The organism is Bifidobacterium sp. B4079, from assembly GCF_026537385.1.
GTDB lineage: Bacteria > Actinomycetota > Actinomycetes > Actinomycetales > Bifidobacteriaceae > Bombiscardovia > Bombiscardovia asteroides_I.
Genome location: NZ_JAFNMH010000006.1, coordinates 1 through 18,650, shown reverse-complemented (window position 1 = coordinate 18,650; position 18,650 = coordinate 1). Strand labels below are relative to the sequence as shown.

The following is an 18,650-nucleotide window of genomic DNA, read 5'->3' as shown; positions in this document are numbered from 1 at the left end:
ACCATTTGAGCTAAGGATCGATTTTGGCAGACGATAACAACAACGACAACAGCCCGGACCAGGACGGCCTCAACCTGCCCGACGGGTCTCGTGAGCCGCTCAGCCCCCAGGAGATGGACAACACCGATTACGGCCTCCTTAAGGGTGAGCGGATTCAACCCATTGACCTCCAGCAGGAGATGCGGGAATCCTACCTGTCCTACGCCCTGTCCGTGATCGTGGAGCGGGCCCTGCCTGATGTCCGTGACGGCATGAAGCCGGTCCACCGCAGGGTCATCTACGCTATGTATGACGGCGGATACCGGCCCGACCGCGGCTACAACAAGTGTTCGCGTGTGGTGGGCGACGTCATGGGCAAGTACCATCCCCACGGCGATTCGGCCATCTATGACACCATCGTGCGTCTGGCCCAGTCCTGGTCCATGCGCTATCCGCTGGTGGACGGCCAGGGCAACTTCGGTTCCCCCGGCGACGATCCGGCTGCCGCCATGAGGTACACCGAGTGCCGCATGGCCCCCTTGGCCATGGAGATGGTGCGCGACATCGACAAGGACACGGTTGACTTCATCCCCAACTACGACGGCAAGACCCAGGAGCCCACGGTTCTGCCTTCCCGCTTCCCCAACCTGCTGGTCAACGGATCAGCCGGCATCGCTGTGGGCATGGCTACCAACATTCCTCCGCACAACCTGCGTGAGGTGGCCAAGGGCGTTCACTGGGCCCTGGAGCATCCCGAGGCCTCCAAGGAGGAGCTGCTCAACGCCCTGATCGCCATCATCAAGGGGCCTGACTTCCCCACTGGCGCCACCATTCTGGGCCACAAGGGCATCGAGCAGGCCTACCGGACCGGGCGCGGCCTGATTACCATGCGGGCGGTGGTCAACACCGAGGAGATCCGTGGAAGGATGTGCCTGGTGGTCACCGAGCTGCCCTACCAGGTCAACCCCGACCGGCTGGCCTCCTCTATCCGCGAGGCCGTGCGCGACGGCAAGATCCAAGGCATCGCCGACATGCGCGACGAGACCTCAGGCCGCACAGGCCAGCGTCTGGTCCTGGTGCTCAAGCGCGATGCCGTTCCCAAGGTGGTCCTCAACAACCTCTACAAACACACCCAGCTTCAGCAGACCTTCGGAGCCAACATGCTGGCTCTGGTGGACGGGGTCCCCAGGACCCTGAGCCTGGATGCCTTCATCCGCCACTGGGTGGACCACCAGCTGGACGTGGTCGAGCGGCGCACTCGTTATCTGAAGCGTGAGGCCGAGGAACGCGACCACATTCTGCAGGGGTATCTGAAGGCCTTGGACATGATCGACCAGGTTATCGCCCTGATCCGCGCCTCCAAGGATGTAGAGACGGCCCGCACCGGCCTGATGGAGCTGCTGGACGTGGACGAGGTCCAGGCCGATGCCATCCTGGCCATGCAGCTGCGCCGTCTGGCCGCCTTGGAACGGCAGAAGATCCTGGACGAGCATGAGGAGCTCATGCGCAAGATCGCCGACTACAACGACATCCTGGCCCACCCCGAACGCCAACGCACCATCGTGGGAGACGAGCTGGATGAGATCGTCGACAAGTACGGCGACGAACGGCGCACCCGGATCGTCCCCTACTCGGGTGAGATGAACGTGGAGGATCTGATTGCTGACGAACAGGTGGTGGTCACTGTCACCCACTCAGGTTTCGTCAAGCGGACCAAAGCCGACGAGTACCGGGCCCAGCACCGCGGCGGCAAGGGCATCCGCGGGGCCAGGCTGCGCGAGGACGACGTGGTGGACCACTTCTTCCTGACCAGCACCCACAACTGGCTGCTCTTCTTCACCAACAAGGGCCGGGTGTACCGGCTCAAGGCCTACGAACTGCCTGAGGGCTCCCGCGACTCCAAGGGGCAGCATGTAGCCAACCTGCTCCAGCTGGGCCCGGGCGAGCGGATCGAACAGGTCCTTTCCCTGCACGGCTACGACGATGCCGACTATCTGGTTCTGGCCACCCGGACCGGACGGGTCAAGAAGACCCGCCTGGCTGAATATGATTCGCCTCGCCAGGGTGGCCTGATCGCCGTGCGGCTTATGGAACTGGGCACCGTCACCGACGAGGAGGGCCAAGAGGCGCCTAAGAGCGATGAGCTGGTGGGTGCCGCCCTCTGCAATGCCGACGATGAAATCATCCTGGTCTCCCGCAAGGGCATGAGCGTGCGCTTCCCGGCTGACGACTCCACCCTAAGGCCCATGGGACGGCAGACCGCAGGCGTCCAGGGTATGCGGTTCCGCCCCGGCGACGAGTTGCTGAGCATGGACGTGATCGCCAGTGAGTCCGGCGATGACCTGCTAGTGGTCACCGACGAGGGCTTCGCCAAGCGGACTGCTCTGAGCGAGTACCGCCTGCAGGGCCGCAACGGTTACGGAGTCAAGGCCATCGCCATGGTCGAGGGCCGTGGTTCCCTGGTCGGCGCCCTGGTGGTGAACGAGGACGACCAGATCATGGCCATCATGAAGTCCGGCAAGGTCATCCGCTCCGATGTGGCTGAGGTCAAGCGAACTGGACGCAACACTCAAGGGGTAACCCTAGCCAAGCCTGACAAGGGTGACGAAATTCTCTCCATCGCCCGCAATGCCGAACGCGACGACCAGGAAGAGGATGCCAGCCAGACCGACCTGGCTCCCGCCGCTCCCCTGGCAGCCAAGGATCAGCCCATAGCCACCACCGGAACCGGAGATGGCCGGAGCCTGACTCAAGGGGACTGAGCGGGGTCCGCTACCAGTCTGACAAGACTGGTAGCCTCGTAAGAAGTCATGCAGGTCCGGCGACGTTATGGGCGGGCCATTGAACGCAAGGATCAAGGAGTGCCGATGAGCCAGGATGATCAGGAGCAGGTCAAGGCCGGCAAGCAGGGTGCTGGTAAGCCTCAAAAGGGGAAGACCAAGGCTGATGAATCCTCACAGGGCGAGTCCCGTCGATCATCATCGGCCACTCCTCCGGCTCCTGCAGCTGGCAGAACAGCATCGGGACATTCCGCAAGAACCACAGCTTCTGCTGCCGGTCCGGTTAAGGTATCCTCATCCCGTCCTGTTCGGCCCGCGGTTTCGGCGGCGCGTCCTCATGTGCCTCGGGCCCGGCGCATGCAGCTGTCCCTGACCCGGTTGGAACCCTGGTCGGTGGCCAAGGTTACCTTCCTGCTGGCCATCGCCGGGGGCATCATTCAGGTGGTGGCCGCTGCCCTGCTCTGGTTCCTGCTTAACGCCATGGGGCTCTTTGACAACCTGACCCAGGTCATCTCCAAGACGGGCCTGGACGCGGGCGGCTTCGACCTGGGCCAGGTGCTGAGCCTGGGGACGGTCCTGAGTTCGGTGACCATCTTCTCCATTTTCGAGATTGTCATAGTAGTGGTTCTGGTCACTATTTTCGCCTTCCTGTACAACCTGGTCAGTTCCCTGGTGGGCGGCATCCACGTGACCCTGGGCGACGACTGAGCCCCTGGTCGGCGCAGTCAATCGGCCGATAGACCCGAGAGCGATTTAGACTGGAATTATGCTCTCGACGTACTTGGACTATTTCAGCGGCTCCTTCGGCATATCTCTGGTCTTTTGGCCATTAGCCTCGCTGATTCTGACCCTGCCCATTCTTGCACTGATTTACAACCGCTACCATCGGCTGCGGCTGACAGCAGCTATGGCGGCCTATCTGACCGTCTTATATCTGCTGGCCTTGGTCTTCTTTACCCTCTGGCCCATGCCGGACGACCGGGCCGCCTTCTGCGCCACCCATCATCTGAGCCCTCAGCTCAACCCTCTGCAGTTCTTGACCGACCTAAGCACAGGCGGGCGGATGGCTATGCTGCAGATTCTGCTCAATGTGGCCTTCTTCCTGCCATTGGGCTTTATTATGGGGCGGGTCTTCCGCTGGCGATTCATCCTGGCCCTGCCGGTCGCCCTTCTGGTCTCCCTCTTCATCGAGACGGCCCAGCTGACCGGAGTCTTCGGCATCGTGGGCTGCGCCTATCGTCTCTTCGACGTGGACGACCTGATTTGGAATACCTCAGGCGCCATAATCGGCTACCTGGTGGCCCTGGCGGCCAACAAGCTCGTTCCCACCCGTCAGGCTGACGCCGCCCGGCTGGTCACCAACCCCGGGTTCATGCATCGTGCCGTCTCCCTGGCTCTGGATTTGCTCCTAGCCACCATCCTGTCCATGTCTTTGGGGATGGGCGTGACCTATGCAGTCCATCGCCTGGGCACCTATCAGCTGGATGGCCACTACCGCTTTGGCGGGCTGCTGATTGCCCCATCCGCCTTGGATATGTTCGGGACCATAGTTGATCTGGCCATGCTGCTGATCTTTGAACTGCTCATCCCCCTGCCCCGCCGGGGACGGACGCTGGGCGCCACCTTCACCCATATGACCGTCGAGACCAAGCAGCGGCATGGCTGGTCCCGTTTCCTCTTCTATCTGTTCCGGACTGCAGTCATCCTGGCTGTCTTCGGACCTTGGACCGGCAACGTTCAGATTGCAACGCGCATCCTGGCCCTGCTCTTGCTGGTCTTCTATCTGATTAAGCGGCAGATGCCCTACGACCTCTTGCCTGGGACAGCCTACCGGGAGGAGGACACAGGTGCAGAGGAATCCGCCGACGACCGGCGGGGGTGAATCCTGACCTCGGACAGAATGATGGCGGCGAAGATGATGGCGAAGCCCAGCAGGTGGGTGGCCGTCAGCTCCTCGTGCATGACCAGGACCGAGACCAGCATGCCGAACAGGCTCTCCGAGCATAGGATCAGCGAACCCTGGGCAGCGGGGACCCTGGAGAAGGCAATGTTCTGGAAGTTCTGGGCCATCAGGGTCGAGATCAGCGTCAGATAAATCATGGAACCCAGGGTCGGAGGTGTGAAGTCGGCAACAGTGGGCAAGGGATCGAAGATCAGTGCGAAGACCAGGAAGAGAATGCCGCCGAAGAGCAGCTCCAGGTAGGTCAGCGTGGGGGCGTCGAACTTCTTGGTCAGGAAACCGGTGACCACCAGGTTGACCCCGTAGAGCAAGGCGCCGGCCAGGGACAGCAGGTCGCCGGTGCTCAAAGACAGCCCTTGCCCCCCGCCGTGGGCCGGCAGGGAGATCAGGGCCACGCCCAGGATGCAGATGGCAGCCGCGACGAAGTGGCGCAGGGCCGGCCGCCGACGGGTCATGATCCAGACCAGGAAGGGCACGAAGATGCAGTAAGTGGCTGTCAGGAAGGAATTGCGGCCTGGGGCGATGGTGGTCAGTCCCATCATCTGCAGGCTGAAGGCCGCCCAGTAGCTGACCCCCAGGATCAGCCCGGGTACCAGGGTGTGTATAGCTCCGGTTCTGCGCAGCCGGGGCAGTAGGAAGGGGGTCATGATGACGATGGCGCACAGAATGCGAATGCCCATCAACCAGCGTACAGTCAGGGTTTCCAAGGCCACCTTCTCAAAGGTGTATCCGGCTCCCCAGGCGGCGGCGGCCATCAGCAGCATCAGGCGGGCGAGCCAGGTGGGGGGTTTCCAGGATGAAGAAGGCGCAAAGGTAGACATGTCTCGACTCTAATCTTGCCTGTCCACAAACGGCCATCGATTCGCAGGACGCTTCATGAGTCGTTCGGCCATTGGACCCCGCGGCGACTCGCTCTGCCATGGTGCGTCTATACTACGAACATGGCGCCCGAACTGAGACAGTTCCAGCGTCCAGTCTGTGCACGCAGTCGTGCAGACCGACCGATTGCAAAAGGAAAGAGAGAGTAGTTCAAACCATGTTTGCTTTTCTCAAGCCAGCCCCTCCTGCCAAGGTGAAGGTTCCTGAGAAGAAGATTCCTGCGACATATCGTTCCTATCGCATCCGAGTGTTCTTCAGCATCTATCTGGGATACGCCGGGTATTACATCATCCGCTCCAACTTTTCCGTGGCTTCCCCCTATCTGAAGCGCAACTATGGTTTCACCACGGCGGATATAGGGCTGATCACGCTCTGCCTGGCCGTCTCCTACGGCATCAGCAAGTTCGTCATGGGCATGCTCTCCGACAAATCCAATCCCCGTTACTACATCGCCACCGGACTGGTCCTGTCCGCCCTGCTCAACCTGATCTTCGGGGCTACGGCCAGCAAGGGCGTCATGATGGTGCTCATGGTCCTGCTGGGCATTTTCCAGGGCATGGGGGCGCCTGCGGCCCACAAGTCGCTGTCCAACTGGTGGGCTGAAAAAGAGCGAGGCTCCTTCGTGTCCATGTGGAACACCTCCCATAATCTAGGCTCGGGCACCGTAGCGCCTATTGTGGGCGTGGCCCTGGCCGCCTTCGGACCTCACATGTGGAAGAGCATCTTTTTCGTCCCCTCGGTCATCTCGCTGATCATGGCCCTGCTGGTAGTGCTGCTGGGCGCAGATACCCCTGAATCGGTAGGTCTGCCACCCATCCAGGAGTACAAGGCCGAGGAATACCAGGGCGAGAAAATTGACGCCGCCAAGATGCAGTCCCACTCCGACCTGTCCATTGTGCAGATTTTCCTGCGGTATGTGGCTTCCAACCCCTATATTTGGGTGCTGGCCTTGTCCAACGCTTTCGTCTACATCCTGCGCTACGGGGTGCTTAACTGGATCCCCATCTATCTGAACGAAGCCAAAGGATTCTCCCTCGCACAGGCGCGCTCCAGCTTTGCTCTCTTCGAGTATGCGGCCATCCCGGGGACCATCCTGATTGGCTGGATGAGTGATCACTTCTTCCACGGCAAGCGGGCTGGCATGGCAGCAGGCCTGATGGCTCTATTGGGGGTGGTCTTCCTCGGTTATTGGGCCTCAAGCGACCTTTGGGCTATTGACGTGGAAATAGCTCTGATGGGCATCTTCGTCTACGGGCCGCAGATGTTGATCGCCGCCCTGACCATTGATCTGGCGCCGCGCTTTGCCATCGGCAGCACTACCGGTTTCGTGGGCCTGTTCGGCTACATATTCGGAGAAGCTACTGCCTCCTACGGAATCGGCTCACTCGTGGGCAAGTCCGGCTGGAACGTAGGCTTCGCAATCATAGCCGTATCCGCCCTGCTGGGCATAATCTGCTTCCTGATTCTGACCAGGGCCGAGCGCTATAAGACCGTACGGGTGGTCGACGGCCGCTGAGCCCGGGCAGTGTATCCCCGCTTGCCCGAGTTCGGCTTCGGGCAAGCGGGGTTTGCCGTGCGGCCGACTCCGATATCATGGAAGGATGGTGATAACGTCGGCTATGGGTCCCTGGCTGACGGGGTAAGGAGCGTGCGCCAGGATGATAAGAATCGCAGTGGTGGATGATGATTCCATCAGCTGTCGATCCATGGTCAACTATTTGAACCGTTACCGCAAGGAACGCCAGGAAGAGCTGGCAGTCAGCGTCTTCACCGACGGCAAGGCTTTTGCAGATGGTTACCGGCCCGTATATGACATCCTTCTTCTGGACATTCAGATGACCCCTATGGACGGGATCGAAGTGGCCCGCAAGGTGCGTGCCCACGACGAGTCGGTGGTCATCGTCTTCATCACTTCTGCTCCCCAATACGCCATCAACGGCTATGAGGTAGGCGCTCTCTCCTACCTGCTCAAGCCCCTGCCTTGGTTCGCCTTCTCCCAGGAGCTGGACCGGTCCATCGCCAGGGTGCGTGGCAGCGTGGACCTGTCCATTCTGATCACCGATGGTGCCCGATCCACCCGGATCCCCCTCAAGGACATCGTCTTCATCGAATCTGTCCATCACAGCAGCGTCATCCACACCTTGGATGCTTCATTGACTACGAACAGCACTCTGAAGAGTCTGGAGGGCCAGCTGGGCCAGCGGGGATTCTTCCGCTCCAATTCCTGCTACCTGGTCAATCTGGCCCATGTGACGGGCATTGAGAACCAGGACTGCATCATGTCGACCGGTCAGCGGCTGCGGGTCAGTCGACCACGCAAGAAGTCTTTTATGACGGCTCTTACCGCTTACGTGGCGGGTCGGCCATGACCAACACCCACATCCTCAACGCTCTGCCTGACATCCCCAGACTCTATACGGCCATCAGCGAATGGCTGGGTTGTCTGGTTTATCTGTTGGCCATCGGGGTAAGAACCTCACGTCTAAGAATGGTGGCTGTGCTTCTGCCCGGTCTGGCTGCGCTCATCGGGGTCCAGTACTGGGCCGGCACCCTGCCTATCGCCTTCTGGATCATCAGCATGTGCTTGGCCGTGGCCTGCATGTACGCCATCATCATGCTGGCTTCAAGATTGAGTGCGCTGGATGGGGCTTATCTGTTGGCCCGTGCCTTCGTCCTGGCTGAGCTGGTCGCCTCCCTGCACTGGCAGCTGGACTCCTTCATGCGGCCCTCGAACCACAGTCTGTACGACCCGGCCTCCCTGATCCTGCTAGTGCTTATCTACGGCGGCGTAGGATTGCTGGCCTGGGTGGCGGAAAGGCGCAACTTCGCCGATGCCCAGCTTTCCGTGCCTGGACGCAGCGTCTTCATAGCAGCGGTCATCGCTGTAGTCACCTTCGCCATGTCCAATCTGAGCTTCGTCTCCACCAACACCCCCTTCTCCGGTCGGGTCGGCCTGGAGGTCTTCTACATCCGCACCCTGGTGGATCTGTGCGGATTCGCCATGCTCTACGCCCAGCAGGAGCAGCTGCGGGAGAGTTATACCAGCGCCGAGCTGGCCTCCATCAATGCCCGGGCTTACAGCCAACACCGGGAGTATGTGCGTTCCAAGGAGAATTTGGAGGCCATGGGAAGGCTTGCCCACGACCTCAAGCATCAGATCGCCGCCCTGCGCTCGCAGATGGACCCTGAGCGCAAGTCCCAGGACTTCGAGGAGCTGGAGGCTGCGGTAGGAAGGTATGGGTCGCAGCAGCACACCGGCAACCCCATTCTGGACGTGGTCATGTCGACCAAGGAACGCATCTGCTCCCAAGAGGGGATTACTCTGACCATGGTGGCTGACGGCTCGCTCCTGGAGGGGATGTCGCCCATGGACGTCTCCACCCTCTTCGGCAACGCCTTGGACAATGCCATTGAGGCTTTAAGGAAGGTCAAGGAACCCGACCGCCGCCTGATCAAGGTGGCCCTTTACGCCCGAGAACAATTCGTGGTGATCCGCATCGAAAACTATTTCACCTCGCCCCTGAACTGGAAGGGCAATGGCGAACTGGCCACCACCAAGACCAGGACCGATGATGGCCTGCATGGATACGGGGTCAAGTCCATTCGGCATATAGCCCACCGCTATCAGGGCGAAATGACCCTGCGTGCCGAGCATCACTGGTTCAGCCTCTGCGTGCTCCTGCCGAGGGAGGGTAATCAGTTGAAGCCCATAGCGGCCTCGGCGGCCTTATAGCCCAGGCGGATGGCCAAGCGGCCCGGCCGGCCCGGCATGTTGACCATCCGACAGAGCAGAGTGGAGCGCACGTCGGAGGCGATGACCGGGGAGCGGTGTTCCAGCCTGTTCCAGAGCATGGCCTTGTTCCGATAGTTGCTGGGCTTGCGAGAGAGAATCAGGAAGACCGAGGTCACCACGCAGTTGATGGACAGATAGTGAATCATATAACGATAGAGCCCACGGGGAACCGTCCCCGGATCAGGAGTCGCTTCAGCCATGAGCCCGTTGACCAGCAGCAGTTGGGAAACCCGGGCGATCATGATCGAGGTCTGTACTGACTGGCCCTCCCGGCCGGTGTGATAGTGATAGAAATTCGTGTCCAGGTAGAGCAGGGTGTGCACCCAGGGCAAGGGCTGATAGGAGTAGATGAAGTCCACGTAGTAGGTATGCTCAGGCAGGCGGGTGTGTGCCTGGCGGAGCACCTCGGTGCGCAGGATCAGGGCATGCATGATCATGTACTGGGCCAGCCCGAACCGCCGTAGATGGTTCCAGTCCAGCACCCGCCCTGGTTCCATGACGCTGCGGAAGTTGATGACCCGCTTATGCTTGCGGCCTTCCTTCTCGTAAACGTAGTTGGTGACCACCATGTCCACCGGATTTGTACGTCGCGACTGGTCGCGCAGCTGGTCCAGGACCAGGCTCAGCGAGGTCGGGTCCACCCAGTCATCGGCATCGACCACCTTGACGTAGCGACCTCGGGCGGCTGCCAGGCCGGTGTTGACCGCGCCGCCGTGGCCCTTGTTGGTCTGGTCGATCAGATGGACAGTGCGCGGATGGCGTGCCTCATATGACTGCACTACCTGCGCTGAGGCATCGGTGGACCCATCATTGACCACGATGACCTCCAGATCGTCCTCCTCCCGGCTCAGGAGCGAATCCAGACAGGTCGGCAGATGCCGGGCCATGTTATAGGCGGGGACGATGAAGGTGAGAACGGGCAGGTTCGTGGAGGCCTTGCGGTCAGCTGTCATGAACGATCACTTCGCAAAAGAATGGGTCGGCGGGTATGTCGACGGGGTCGCCGCAATCCCGCCGGCGGCCGTTGTATGCGACCACTGTACATGATGGGTATGAGGAAAAGACCCCGCCCCTCTGGCCGCCGATGCATGCCGGTTCATTGTCGGCCGGGGGAGCGGGGCCGGAATTTTACTGGGCGCTCGCCTTGGATTCAGTGGGCTCCTGACGGAAGATGACCTTGAAGATGGGGAAGAAGACCCAGAAGGAGATGGCCGAGTTGATGATCATGGTGACCAGGTCAGCAATGGTGGTTCCCAGGCTGCCCCAGTTCAGGGTGTGCTGGAAGAAGCCGTAGATGGGGTCCTTGTACCAGCCCTGCAGCGCCGCCGCGATGATGGTGATGATCACGTAGGCCACCAGGTACCAGAAGGCCGCCTTCCAGACTGAGGAGTTGGACTTGAAGGTGATGTTGCGCTGGAGGAAGAAGTTGATGATCTGGGCGATCAGCAGGGTGATTTCCACCGCGAGGAAGTAGGCCAGGCCGCCCCCGCCGCCGTGGCCGATGGATCCGGCCGCGTAGTCGAACAGGTAATAGGGCTTGCCGCCGACGGTCCCCATGCGCCAGATCTGGAAGTTGGTGCCTACCAGGGAGGTTCCGTTGAAGATGGCCTTGAGCACGGGCATGAGCACCAGTTGCAGTACGGTGACCCCGTTGGACAGGATGAAGAAGACGATGAACTGGGCCAGGGTGGTGTGCCGGTCGCTGAACCGCTGCCACCAGCGGACAATCGCCCACTGCGAGGTCGTCGCCGCCTTCCCCTGGGCTGGCTGTCCGGCCTGCTGGCTGTGCTGATTACTCATGATTGAGCTCCTTTCCGGTCCTGCGGTTGGCGGACATGTTTCTGAAGAATCCGGCGATGAATCCGCCCAACCCCCGCCATAGGTGGCCATTGGGGATGCGCACGATGGCCTCGACCATGGCCGTGTCAATCAGCCCGTTGGTCATCTTGGCCATGGCCCTGGGGGGCATGTTGAGCAAGAAGAGGGTGTTCAGGTCGGGGTTGCCGGTCTTGGCCTCGTGGCGGCTCTCGCTCTTGGCCAGGAAATTGGCCACGAACCTGGCAAGGGCGCTTCTGGAGTCCTTCCAGGATGAGAGAGGATCATTGACGCCGAAGGTTTTGACGGCACCCTGCCGGACCACCGGGTGACCGAAGAGCGCTGTCACAGCGTCGTCGTCGACTTCTTTGACTCGGCCGGTCAGATAGGCGCCCAGGGCTGGGTCTGGACTCTGCGGGTCGACGGTGCCCTGGACTTTCAGGTGTTCGCTCAGCTCCATGCTGCGAGCGTCGGACCCGATCATGATGGTCCAGTCGCCGGACTCGACCTGCCAGGAGTTGCTGGCCGTATCGAAGTGCCGGAAGGTCATCTGGTCGAAGTCGATGCGGACTTGGGTTGATTGGCCGGCCTCCAGCCTGACCTTCTTGAAGCCTTTCAGTTCGCGGACTGGCCTGAGCACGCCACCCTTGGGAGCCTGGACGTAGAGCTGGGGGACCGTGGCCCCCTGCCTGTCCGAGTCGTTGGTCAGGGTGAAAGTGGCTCCCTTGTCGTCCACCGACAGATCAGCGTAGGCGAAGTGTGCATAAGACAGGCCATAGCCGAAGGGGAAACGTTCCTCCACGTCGGCGGTCAGGTAGTAGCGGTAGCCGACGAATGGGCCCTCCCGGTAGATGGATTCGTGCGCAGGGTCGGGGTACCAGTCGGCGCTGGGGCAGTCGGCATAGGATTTGGGCCAGGTTTCCGCCAGGTGGCCAGAGGGGTTGACCCTGCCGGTCAGGATGTTCAGGGTGGCTGAGGCTCCAGCCTGCCCGGACAGTCCTATGTAGAGAACGGCATCGCACTGGTCAATCCAGTCGGTGGTGACGGGGGAGCCCGCCACCAGGACAACCACCAGGGGCTTGTCCGTCGCGCCAAGGGCCTTGATCAGGTCGACCTGGTTGCTGGGAATGTCCATGTGGGAGCGGTCCAGGCCCTCGGATTCGCTGCGTTCATCCAGGCCCACACAGGCGACAATCACGTCAGCCTGGCCAGCCGCAGCCACGGCTTGGTCGATCAAAGACTGGTTTTTCTCGCCATGGCGTTCGTAGCCCTGGCTGTAGGAGGCCAGCTCCAGGCCGTCGCCGTTGCCCTGCCTGAGCAGGTCCAGCATGCTTTCCTGCTTGGCTGCGTTGACCTTAGAGGATCCGGATCCTTGGAACCTGGCGGTTTTGGCCATATCCCCGACCAGGGCGATCCTAGTGCCGGCGGCCAGTGGCAGGCATCCTTCCCGGTTGACCAGGAGGACGGCGGATCCCTCGGCGATTCTCCGTGCCACCTGATGGTGGTCCCGTATCTGATCCGCGGTCAGGTTCCCATCAGGATCCATGTCAGAGTGGTAGGTCAGCTTGGCCAGCCGCGCCACCTCTTCGGCCCGAGCGTTCAGGTCGGCTTCGTCCAGGCGGCCCTCCTGCACGGCCTTGGCGACCTGTCGCACGGAGTCATATCCGGCCTGGGGCATCTCCAGGGAGGAGCCATTGGCGGCTGCGGCGACTGCGCTGTTGGAACCGCCCCAATCCGAGACCACCATTCCGTCGAAGCCCCACTCCTTGCGCAGGATGTCCTTGAGCAGGTGGGGATTCTCGTTGGCATAGGTGCCGTTGACCATGTTGTAAGAGGTCATGATGGCCCAAGGGTGGGCCTGGCGCACAGCAATCTCGAATCCGGTCAGATAGAGCTCGCGCATGGTGCGCTCGTCCACCACGGAATCGGATGCCTGGCGGCGCAGCTCTTGGCTGTTCATGGCGAAGTGCTTGGGGGTGGCGGCCACGCCCTGGGACTGGATGCCTTCAATCAGGCCTGCAGCCATGCGACCGGCCACCTGGGGGTCTTCGGAATAGTATTCAAAGTTTCTGCCGCACAGGGGGTTGCGCTTGATGTTCATGCCCGGACCCAGAACCATGTTGACGCTCAGGCTTCTGGCCTCGCTACCCAGTGCCTGGCCCATGGTCTTAGCCAATTCCGGGTCCCATGAGCAGGCTACGGTGCCCGCTGTAGGGAAGCAGGTGGCGGGCTTGGACTTGCCCATGCCCAGGTTGTCCCCTGATCCAGTCTGGCGGCGCAGGCCGTGCGGCCCGTCGCTCAGGACCATGCTCGGGATGCCCGCCCTCTTCAAGGCACGGGTTGCCCAGGTGGATTTTCCGGAGAGCAGCGATGCCCGTTCCAGAACTGTCAGATCCTTGACTTCCATAGTGTTCTCTCTCTGTGACGGGGGCTGATCCTGTGGCGGGAACCCTCGTTGCTTCCACAATTGGCCTCGGATTGGTGCTGAATTTCATTATTCCCCGACTGCCGAGGCCTGCTGGAGCGGGTTGCATAACCTGTTGTTTTCCTGACATGAATGCTGCCCAGGCGCCAACGGGTGTGTCGATTCGCTCCCCGGCGGACGGACCTATGCACCGTCCGCCGGGGAGCGAATCGACACAGATGGAGGATCAGGCCGTCGGCCCCTGGTTGGAGCTGTCCTCGGACGGCGTGGACTCCATGCTGGCCGGATCCTGGGCGCGGGTCTTCCGGGCATCGTCCGCCAGATCGCTCAGGGTGCCCACGTCGACAGCGCTGCGCCGTGCCTTGAATCTTCTGAAGGCCAGGTACTCCAGGGCCAGGAAGATAAGGGCCAGCACAACCAGCGCCACGTAGAGGGCAATCTGCCAGGCTGGTGTTTGCACCTTGGGGTCGCCGTTGGCGTACTTGTAGCCGTGCACAACCGTATAGAGGATGTTGTGGCTGGCCTGGCGCATGGCCTTGACCGAAGTGGCGCTCTTGTCCTTGACATGGTTGGTTACCTCGGTGGTGGCCAGCATGGCGTCGTTCCCGTTACGGATCAACTGATCGGCGTTCTGGTAACCATAGACGCCGAAGTAGTCGGTCAGCACCATGCCGCGGAAGCCCCACTCGCCGCGCAGCACATCCTGCATCAGCGGCGCGTAAGCGGCCACGTAGGTAGTGCCGATGTAGTTGAAGGAGCTCATGGCAGCCTGGGCGCCGCCCTTGACCACAGCAGCCTGGAATGGCTTCAGGTAGATCTCGCGGATGGTCTGCTCGTTGGCCCAGGTGGCCAGCATGTTGGTGCGGTTGGTCTCCTGGTCGTTCATGGCGAAGTGCTTCATGAAGGCGTAGACGCCCTTGGACCGGGCTGCCGCAACCTCGTTGGATCCCATGACTGCGTTGATTTCGGGGTCCTCGGAGAAGTACTCGAAATTACGTCCGGAGAAGGCGCTGCGGTGGATGTTGAAGGCCGGCGCATACCAGCCGGAGACATCCATATCATGGGCCATGGTGCCGATCATCTCGCCGTAGCGGGTGGCCAGACCGGGGTTCCAGGTGCAGGCCAGGGAGGTGGATGAGGGGAAGCCCAGGGAGCCGACCTTGGTGAAGTTGTTGTTCAGGGCGGCTGGTCCATCAGCGTCGGTGAGCTCGATCTTGCCGATGCCCTTGACGGCTTGCGTACCATAGCCGCTCATGGCGATCAGGCTGTCCATGTCCTTGACGTTGAGCTGGTCCAGCAGCTTGTCCCACATGGGATCGTCGTACTTCTTGTCGCGCAGCTGGTAGAGCCTGACGTTGTTCTTGGCGCCTGTCGTGGGCATCTTGTCGCTGTCGTTGTCGAACTTCTTGGGATCATAGTTGCTGTTGTTGTAGAAGTGGGCCTTGGCCTCCTCAGGCAGTTCGGTGCTCTTGGGTGCCGCTACTGCATCCTGATAGTTGGCGAAGTGGTTGGCCCGGGACAGATAAGTCACCGTACCCTTGGCATCGTCGAACCTGTTGGTGGCCGCGACCTTGTCGACGGAGCGGGGATTGCTCTTGTCATAGGTGACTGTCTGGGCGATGTTGACCGTGTCGGACTGGATCGGACGATGGGAGTCGGAACGGATGGAGATGCCGTAGTCGCCCTGATCCAGCACGTAGGCCTTGGCATGATCGGCATCATAGGAGGCCATGTCCTCGTCCTTGAAGTTCACAGTGATGGTCTGGCTCTTGCCGGGATCCAGGGTCTTGGTCTTCTTGAAGGAGACCAGGTTGGCGCTGGCCTTCTCTATGCCCCCGTTGACATAGGGGGGCTCAAAGTAGGTCTGAACCGTGTCGCGGCCGGCCTTGGCGCCGGTGTTGGTGACGGTCACGTCGAAGGAGATCTTCCCGTCAGCATGATGGATCGGTCCCATCTTCTGGCTGAAGGTGGTGTATGACAGGCCGTATCCGAAGGGGTACTGGACCATCTGGTCGTAGTTGATCAGGCCTTCCTTGGCCGCGGTCTCCCAGAAGCGGTAGCCCACGTAGATGCCCTCGTTGTAGTCCACGAAGGTGGGTGTACTGGTTTCGGGTTTGCCGGTGAATCCGGTGAAGGAGGCCTTGTGGTCGTCCATGTTGGTGTAGGTGAATGAGCCGAAGTTGTTGTAGGTCGGTGTCTTGGTCAGGTCGCGCACGAAGGTGTCGGAGGTCTTGCCCGAAGGGTTGACCTTGCCTTTCAAGACCTCGCCAAGGGCGGTGAAGCCGGCCTGCCCAGGGGGCGGGCACCAGAGGACGGACTTGATCTGCGGATATTGACCCACAAAGTTCAGGTTGAAGGTGTTGGCTCCGTTGTAAACCAGGACCACCTTGTTGAAGGAGCTGGCGACCTTGGCGATCATGTCGCTTTCAGGCTTGGACAACTCGAGGAAGCTCTGGCCCTCCTTGAAGTCCGGGTTGGCCTTGTCGTTGTCGTGATAAGTGATGTCCTTGGCCCTCATGTCCTTCGGCAGGTCGGCGCCCTCGCCGCCGACTCGGCCGATGACCACCACAGCGGTGTCGGAGAACTGCTTGGCATCATCCATGAGCTTGCTGGTGTACTTGTCAGCTGTGGGCTCGGGCAGGGTCCAGTCCTGGGCGAACATCTCGACCTTGGGGCGGTCTGCCCGGTACTTGGTATAGAAATCGCTCAGCTCCTTGTTGGTCTTCAGTCCGGCTGAGGAGATGCCATCGAGCAGGCTGGTGGTGGGATTGTCGGCTGACATGGAGCCGGAACCTGTGCCGCCATAGACTGGGTTGGTCGAGGCCCATCCGAAGACGTTGACCTTGTTGGACTTCAGGGGTAAGGTCCCATCGGAATTCTGCAGCATGGTGACGGATTCGCGCTGGATGTCCTCGGCTAGGTTGCGCGCGGCCGCCACCGTCGCAGGCTGTAGCTCATGTTTGTTGGTGGACTTGGTTATCAGGTTGGACAAGGGCCCCAGGAGCATGGTCGCCAAGGCTGCAACGACAGCCACGAAGGCCACCAGCCAGGACTGGGAGTGAATCATCTTCCGGTTGGCTACGGTTTTGACGGTGTGCTTGTTCACGGCGATCGTGATCAGCAGGGCCAGTACCAGAAAGACGCCGATGACCACCAACTGGGGTATCAGCGACTTGAGTACGGCGACCACATCGCTCAGATTGACACTGAACATGTTCGCTATTTTCCTCTATTCTCTGCCGAAGCTTCACCCGGCCGCGACTATGGGCCGGTCACGAAGAAGACGGAGCGCTTGAACTGTGATCCGCATCCTGGGTGGGCGAGCGATCTTCAGCTGCATCGACACGCCTTTATGCCACAGTTACAGTCAATCATTGATGACGTCTCTTGTGGTGGCATATGCGTGAACTGTCGAATTTGCCGCATAACCTGACTTGTTTTGTGGCGTTTATTTGCGTGTGATCAGGACTGGTCCTCGTCTGGTCTGGCTTGGCAGGGCACATATGGAGCAGCTTCCTTTTGCGGCGAACGGCAAACTGTCGGAACGGAATCGTCCGGGACCGCGATGATGCCGGGCGACCCTTAAAGAAACGGGCTATGTCGCAATTGAATGTTTCTAGTTCCGTGCCTAGAGGGAGGGGGCCAGTGTGCAGCCATAAGGCAAGAGATAGATAAGGGTACAGATAAAATAACTCCATGACTAGTCGTGCCGACGTGGTTCCCAGTTGCTCTCGCCTATATAGGACGCAGATCAATGGCACACGCCTGGTTTTCTCGATGAATCCGGCACCTCGTCCTGCCCCTATCGTCCTTTATCTGCATGGCGGCCCCGGCGATGCCTGCATTCCGTTGACCATGCGCTACAACGCGGCCTTGGAGCGGGATTTCCGCTTCATCAACTTGGATCAGCGGGGCAGCGGGCTGTCCTACCATCCTTTTGCACCCGGCGAGGTGGTGACCATTGATTCGATGGTCGAGGATGTTCACCAGTTTGTGCTTGAGCTTCTTCACGCCTACGGGCATGATTCCCTCATTCTCATCGGCCATTCATGGGGCAGCGTCCTGGGGCTGGAGATGGTGAAGCGGTATCCCTCTCTTATCCGCTGCTACATCGGCCTTGGACAGGTTGTCAGCATGCGCGCCGCTCTTCGCTTAAGACGGCATTGGGGGAAACAGAGTTCGGGTTCCCAGCTCGGTTCGATCGTCAGCAGAGAGAGCGGGGCTGCCGACATGGTGCTGATGATCGATGAGTTGCTGTCTCGTGGCGGGGCTGCCATGCTGTTCGGATCCTTGGAACGGATCATGGCTTATCTGCGCTCGCCCTACTACAACTGGCCGCGTCTGCTCAACCATGCCAAGGGCGTGGCTCAATCCCGGGCACGCTTGAATGCCGAGCTGGAGCGAGTCGATTTCAGCGGGCAAACCTCCTTCGGGGCGCCGGTCTATTTCATCAGCGGCAAATATGACCGTCATCTGCCGGGCAGTCTGGTTGCGCGGTTCGCAGATGGATTGAAAAGCCCGCATCGGTTTATCCGCTTTGGCAGGTCCGGGCACTGCCCGCAGTGGGATGAGCCAGAACGCTTCGCGGCAATGGTTAAAGCCATCTGCCTGTAGCGCATGATTAAGCAGGAATGGTTGCCTCGTCGTTGGGGCTCATCTGCAGGGTGGAAATAGATCCTCCTGGTACTAAATCTACTAATATGAGTCATTGAAGAGATAGGTTTGAGCCTCGCTGAAGAGTGTGCGGGGTTCATGGATAGACGAAGGTCGATGAGACGGGGACTATGTCGATGAAAATCGACACGCCGTAGAATCCCCGGTATCATTGGGATCCCTCGATAATTTTCTATGCCAATTTGCGGGACAACCCAAGTTCGTGTAAGTTTACTTCTTGCTGCCCGGCAGTGTTGAGTTCTCTTTGGAGGGTTTGGTGCTGTTGGTGTGGTGGTGGTTTGAGAACTCAAGAGCGTGTTTGTGCTACTTATAGCTTTTTGATTGCCAGTCCGATGCCCGCCCGGC

Annotated in this window: 12 protein-coding genes; 7 read left to right on the top strand and 5 right to left on the bottom strand. The window is 60.5% G+C overall.

Going from position 1 to position 18,650, the window contains the following annotated elements:
* Window positions 1-113 precede the first annotated feature (113 nt).
* The 3 genes from gyrA to J3T95_RS08855 all read left to right on the top strand — a co-directional run bounded on the left by gyrA (window position 114) and on the right by J3T95_RS08855 (window position 4,641).
* On the top strand, window positions 114-2,741 hold the full coding sequence (gene gyrA, locus J3T95_RS08865; RefSeq protein ID WP_267451178.1) for a DNA gyrase subunit A: 2,628 nt from the start codon (window positions 114-116) through the stop codon (window positions 2,739-2,741).
* A gap of 105 nt (window positions 2,742-2,846) precedes the next feature.
* Window positions 2,847-3,467 carry a DUF3566 domain-containing protein gene (locus J3T95_RS08860; protein ID WP_267451155.1) on the top strand — a complete coding sequence of 207 codons (621 nt, stop codon included), beginning with the start codon at window positions 2,847-2,849 and terminating at the stop codon, window positions 3,465-3,467.
* A 58-nt stretch (window positions 3,468-3,525) separates the two neighbouring features.
* On the top strand, window positions 3,526-4,641 hold the full coding sequence (locus J3T95_RS08855) for a VanZ family protein (protein ID WP_220236571.1): 1,116 nt from the start codon (window positions 3,526-3,528) through the stop codon (window positions 4,639-4,641).
* On the opposite strand, the gene J3T95_RS08850 is transcribed toward J3T95_RS08855, so the two are convergent.
* Window positions 4,587-5,540, bottom strand: a complete 954-nt coding sequence (locus J3T95_RS08850) for a DMT family transporter (RefSeq protein WP_267451154.1) — start codon at window positions 5,538-5,540, stop codon at window positions 4,587-4,589. The two genes, J3T95_RS08855 and J3T95_RS08850, sit on opposite strands and share 55 nt — an antisense overlap.
* Window positions 5,541-5,755: 215 nt before the next feature.
* Between J3T95_RS08850 and J3T95_RS08845 the strand changes: the two genes are divergently transcribed.
* The 3 genes from J3T95_RS08845 (at window position 5,756) to J3T95_RS08835 (ending at window position 9,331) form a co-directional block, all read left to right on the top strand.
* Window positions 5,756-7,114 (top strand): MFS transporter, encoded by a 1,359-nt coding sequence (locus J3T95_RS08845; RefSeq protein WP_267451153.1) that lies wholly within the window; start codon window positions 5,756-5,758, stop codon window positions 7,112-7,114.
* A gap of 142 nt (window positions 7,115-7,256) precedes the next feature.
* A complete protein-coding gene (locus tag J3T95_RS08840; protein WP_267451152.1) occupies window positions 7,257-7,967 on the top strand; it encodes a LytR/AlgR family response regulator transcription factor in 711 nt (236 codons plus the stop codon).
* On the top strand, window positions 7,964-9,331 hold the full coding sequence (locus J3T95_RS08835) for a sensor histidine kinase (protein ID WP_267451151.1): 1,368 nt from the start codon (window positions 7,964-7,966) through the stop codon (window positions 9,329-9,331). Before J3T95_RS08840 ends, J3T95_RS08835 begins: the two co-directional genes overlap by 4 nt.
* Here the strand turns inward: J3T95_RS08835 and J3T95_RS08830 are convergent.
* The 4 genes from J3T95_RS08830 to J3T95_RS08815 form a co-directional block, all read right to left on the bottom strand.
* A complete protein-coding gene (locus J3T95_RS08830) occupies window positions 9,295-10,344 on the bottom strand; it encodes a glycosyltransferase family 2 protein (protein WP_267451150.1) in 1,050 nt (349 codons plus the stop codon). The two genes, J3T95_RS08835 and J3T95_RS08830, sit on opposite strands and share 37 nt — an antisense overlap.
* Window positions 10,345-10,519: 175 nt before the next feature.
* Entirely contained in the window at window positions 10,520-11,191 is a 672-nt protein-coding gene (locus J3T95_RS08825) for a hypothetical protein (RefSeq protein ID WP_220236577.1), read from the bottom strand.
* On the bottom strand, window positions 11,184-13,613 hold the full coding sequence (locus J3T95_RS08820) for a glycoside hydrolase family 3 C-terminal domain-containing protein (protein WP_267451149.1): 2,430 nt from the start codon (window positions 13,611-13,613) through the stop codon (window positions 11,184-11,186). The genes J3T95_RS08825 and J3T95_RS08820 overlap by 8 nt, the downstream gene beginning before the upstream one ends.
* A 244-nt stretch (window positions 13,614-13,857) precedes the next feature.
* Entirely contained in the window at window positions 13,858-16,845 is a 2,988-nt protein-coding gene (locus tag J3T95_RS08815; protein ID WP_220236579.1) for a glycoside hydrolase family 3 C-terminal domain-containing protein, read from the bottom strand.
* 563 nt (window positions 16,846-17,408) lie between these two features.
* Here J3T95_RS08815 and J3T95_RS08810 point away from each other — a divergent pair.
* Window positions 17,409-18,245 (top strand): alpha/beta fold hydrolase, encoded by an 837-nt coding sequence (locus J3T95_RS08810; RefSeq protein ID WP_267451148.1) that lies wholly within the window; start codon window positions 17,409-17,411, stop codon window positions 18,243-18,245.
* Window positions 18,246-18,650 lie beyond the last annotated feature (405 nt).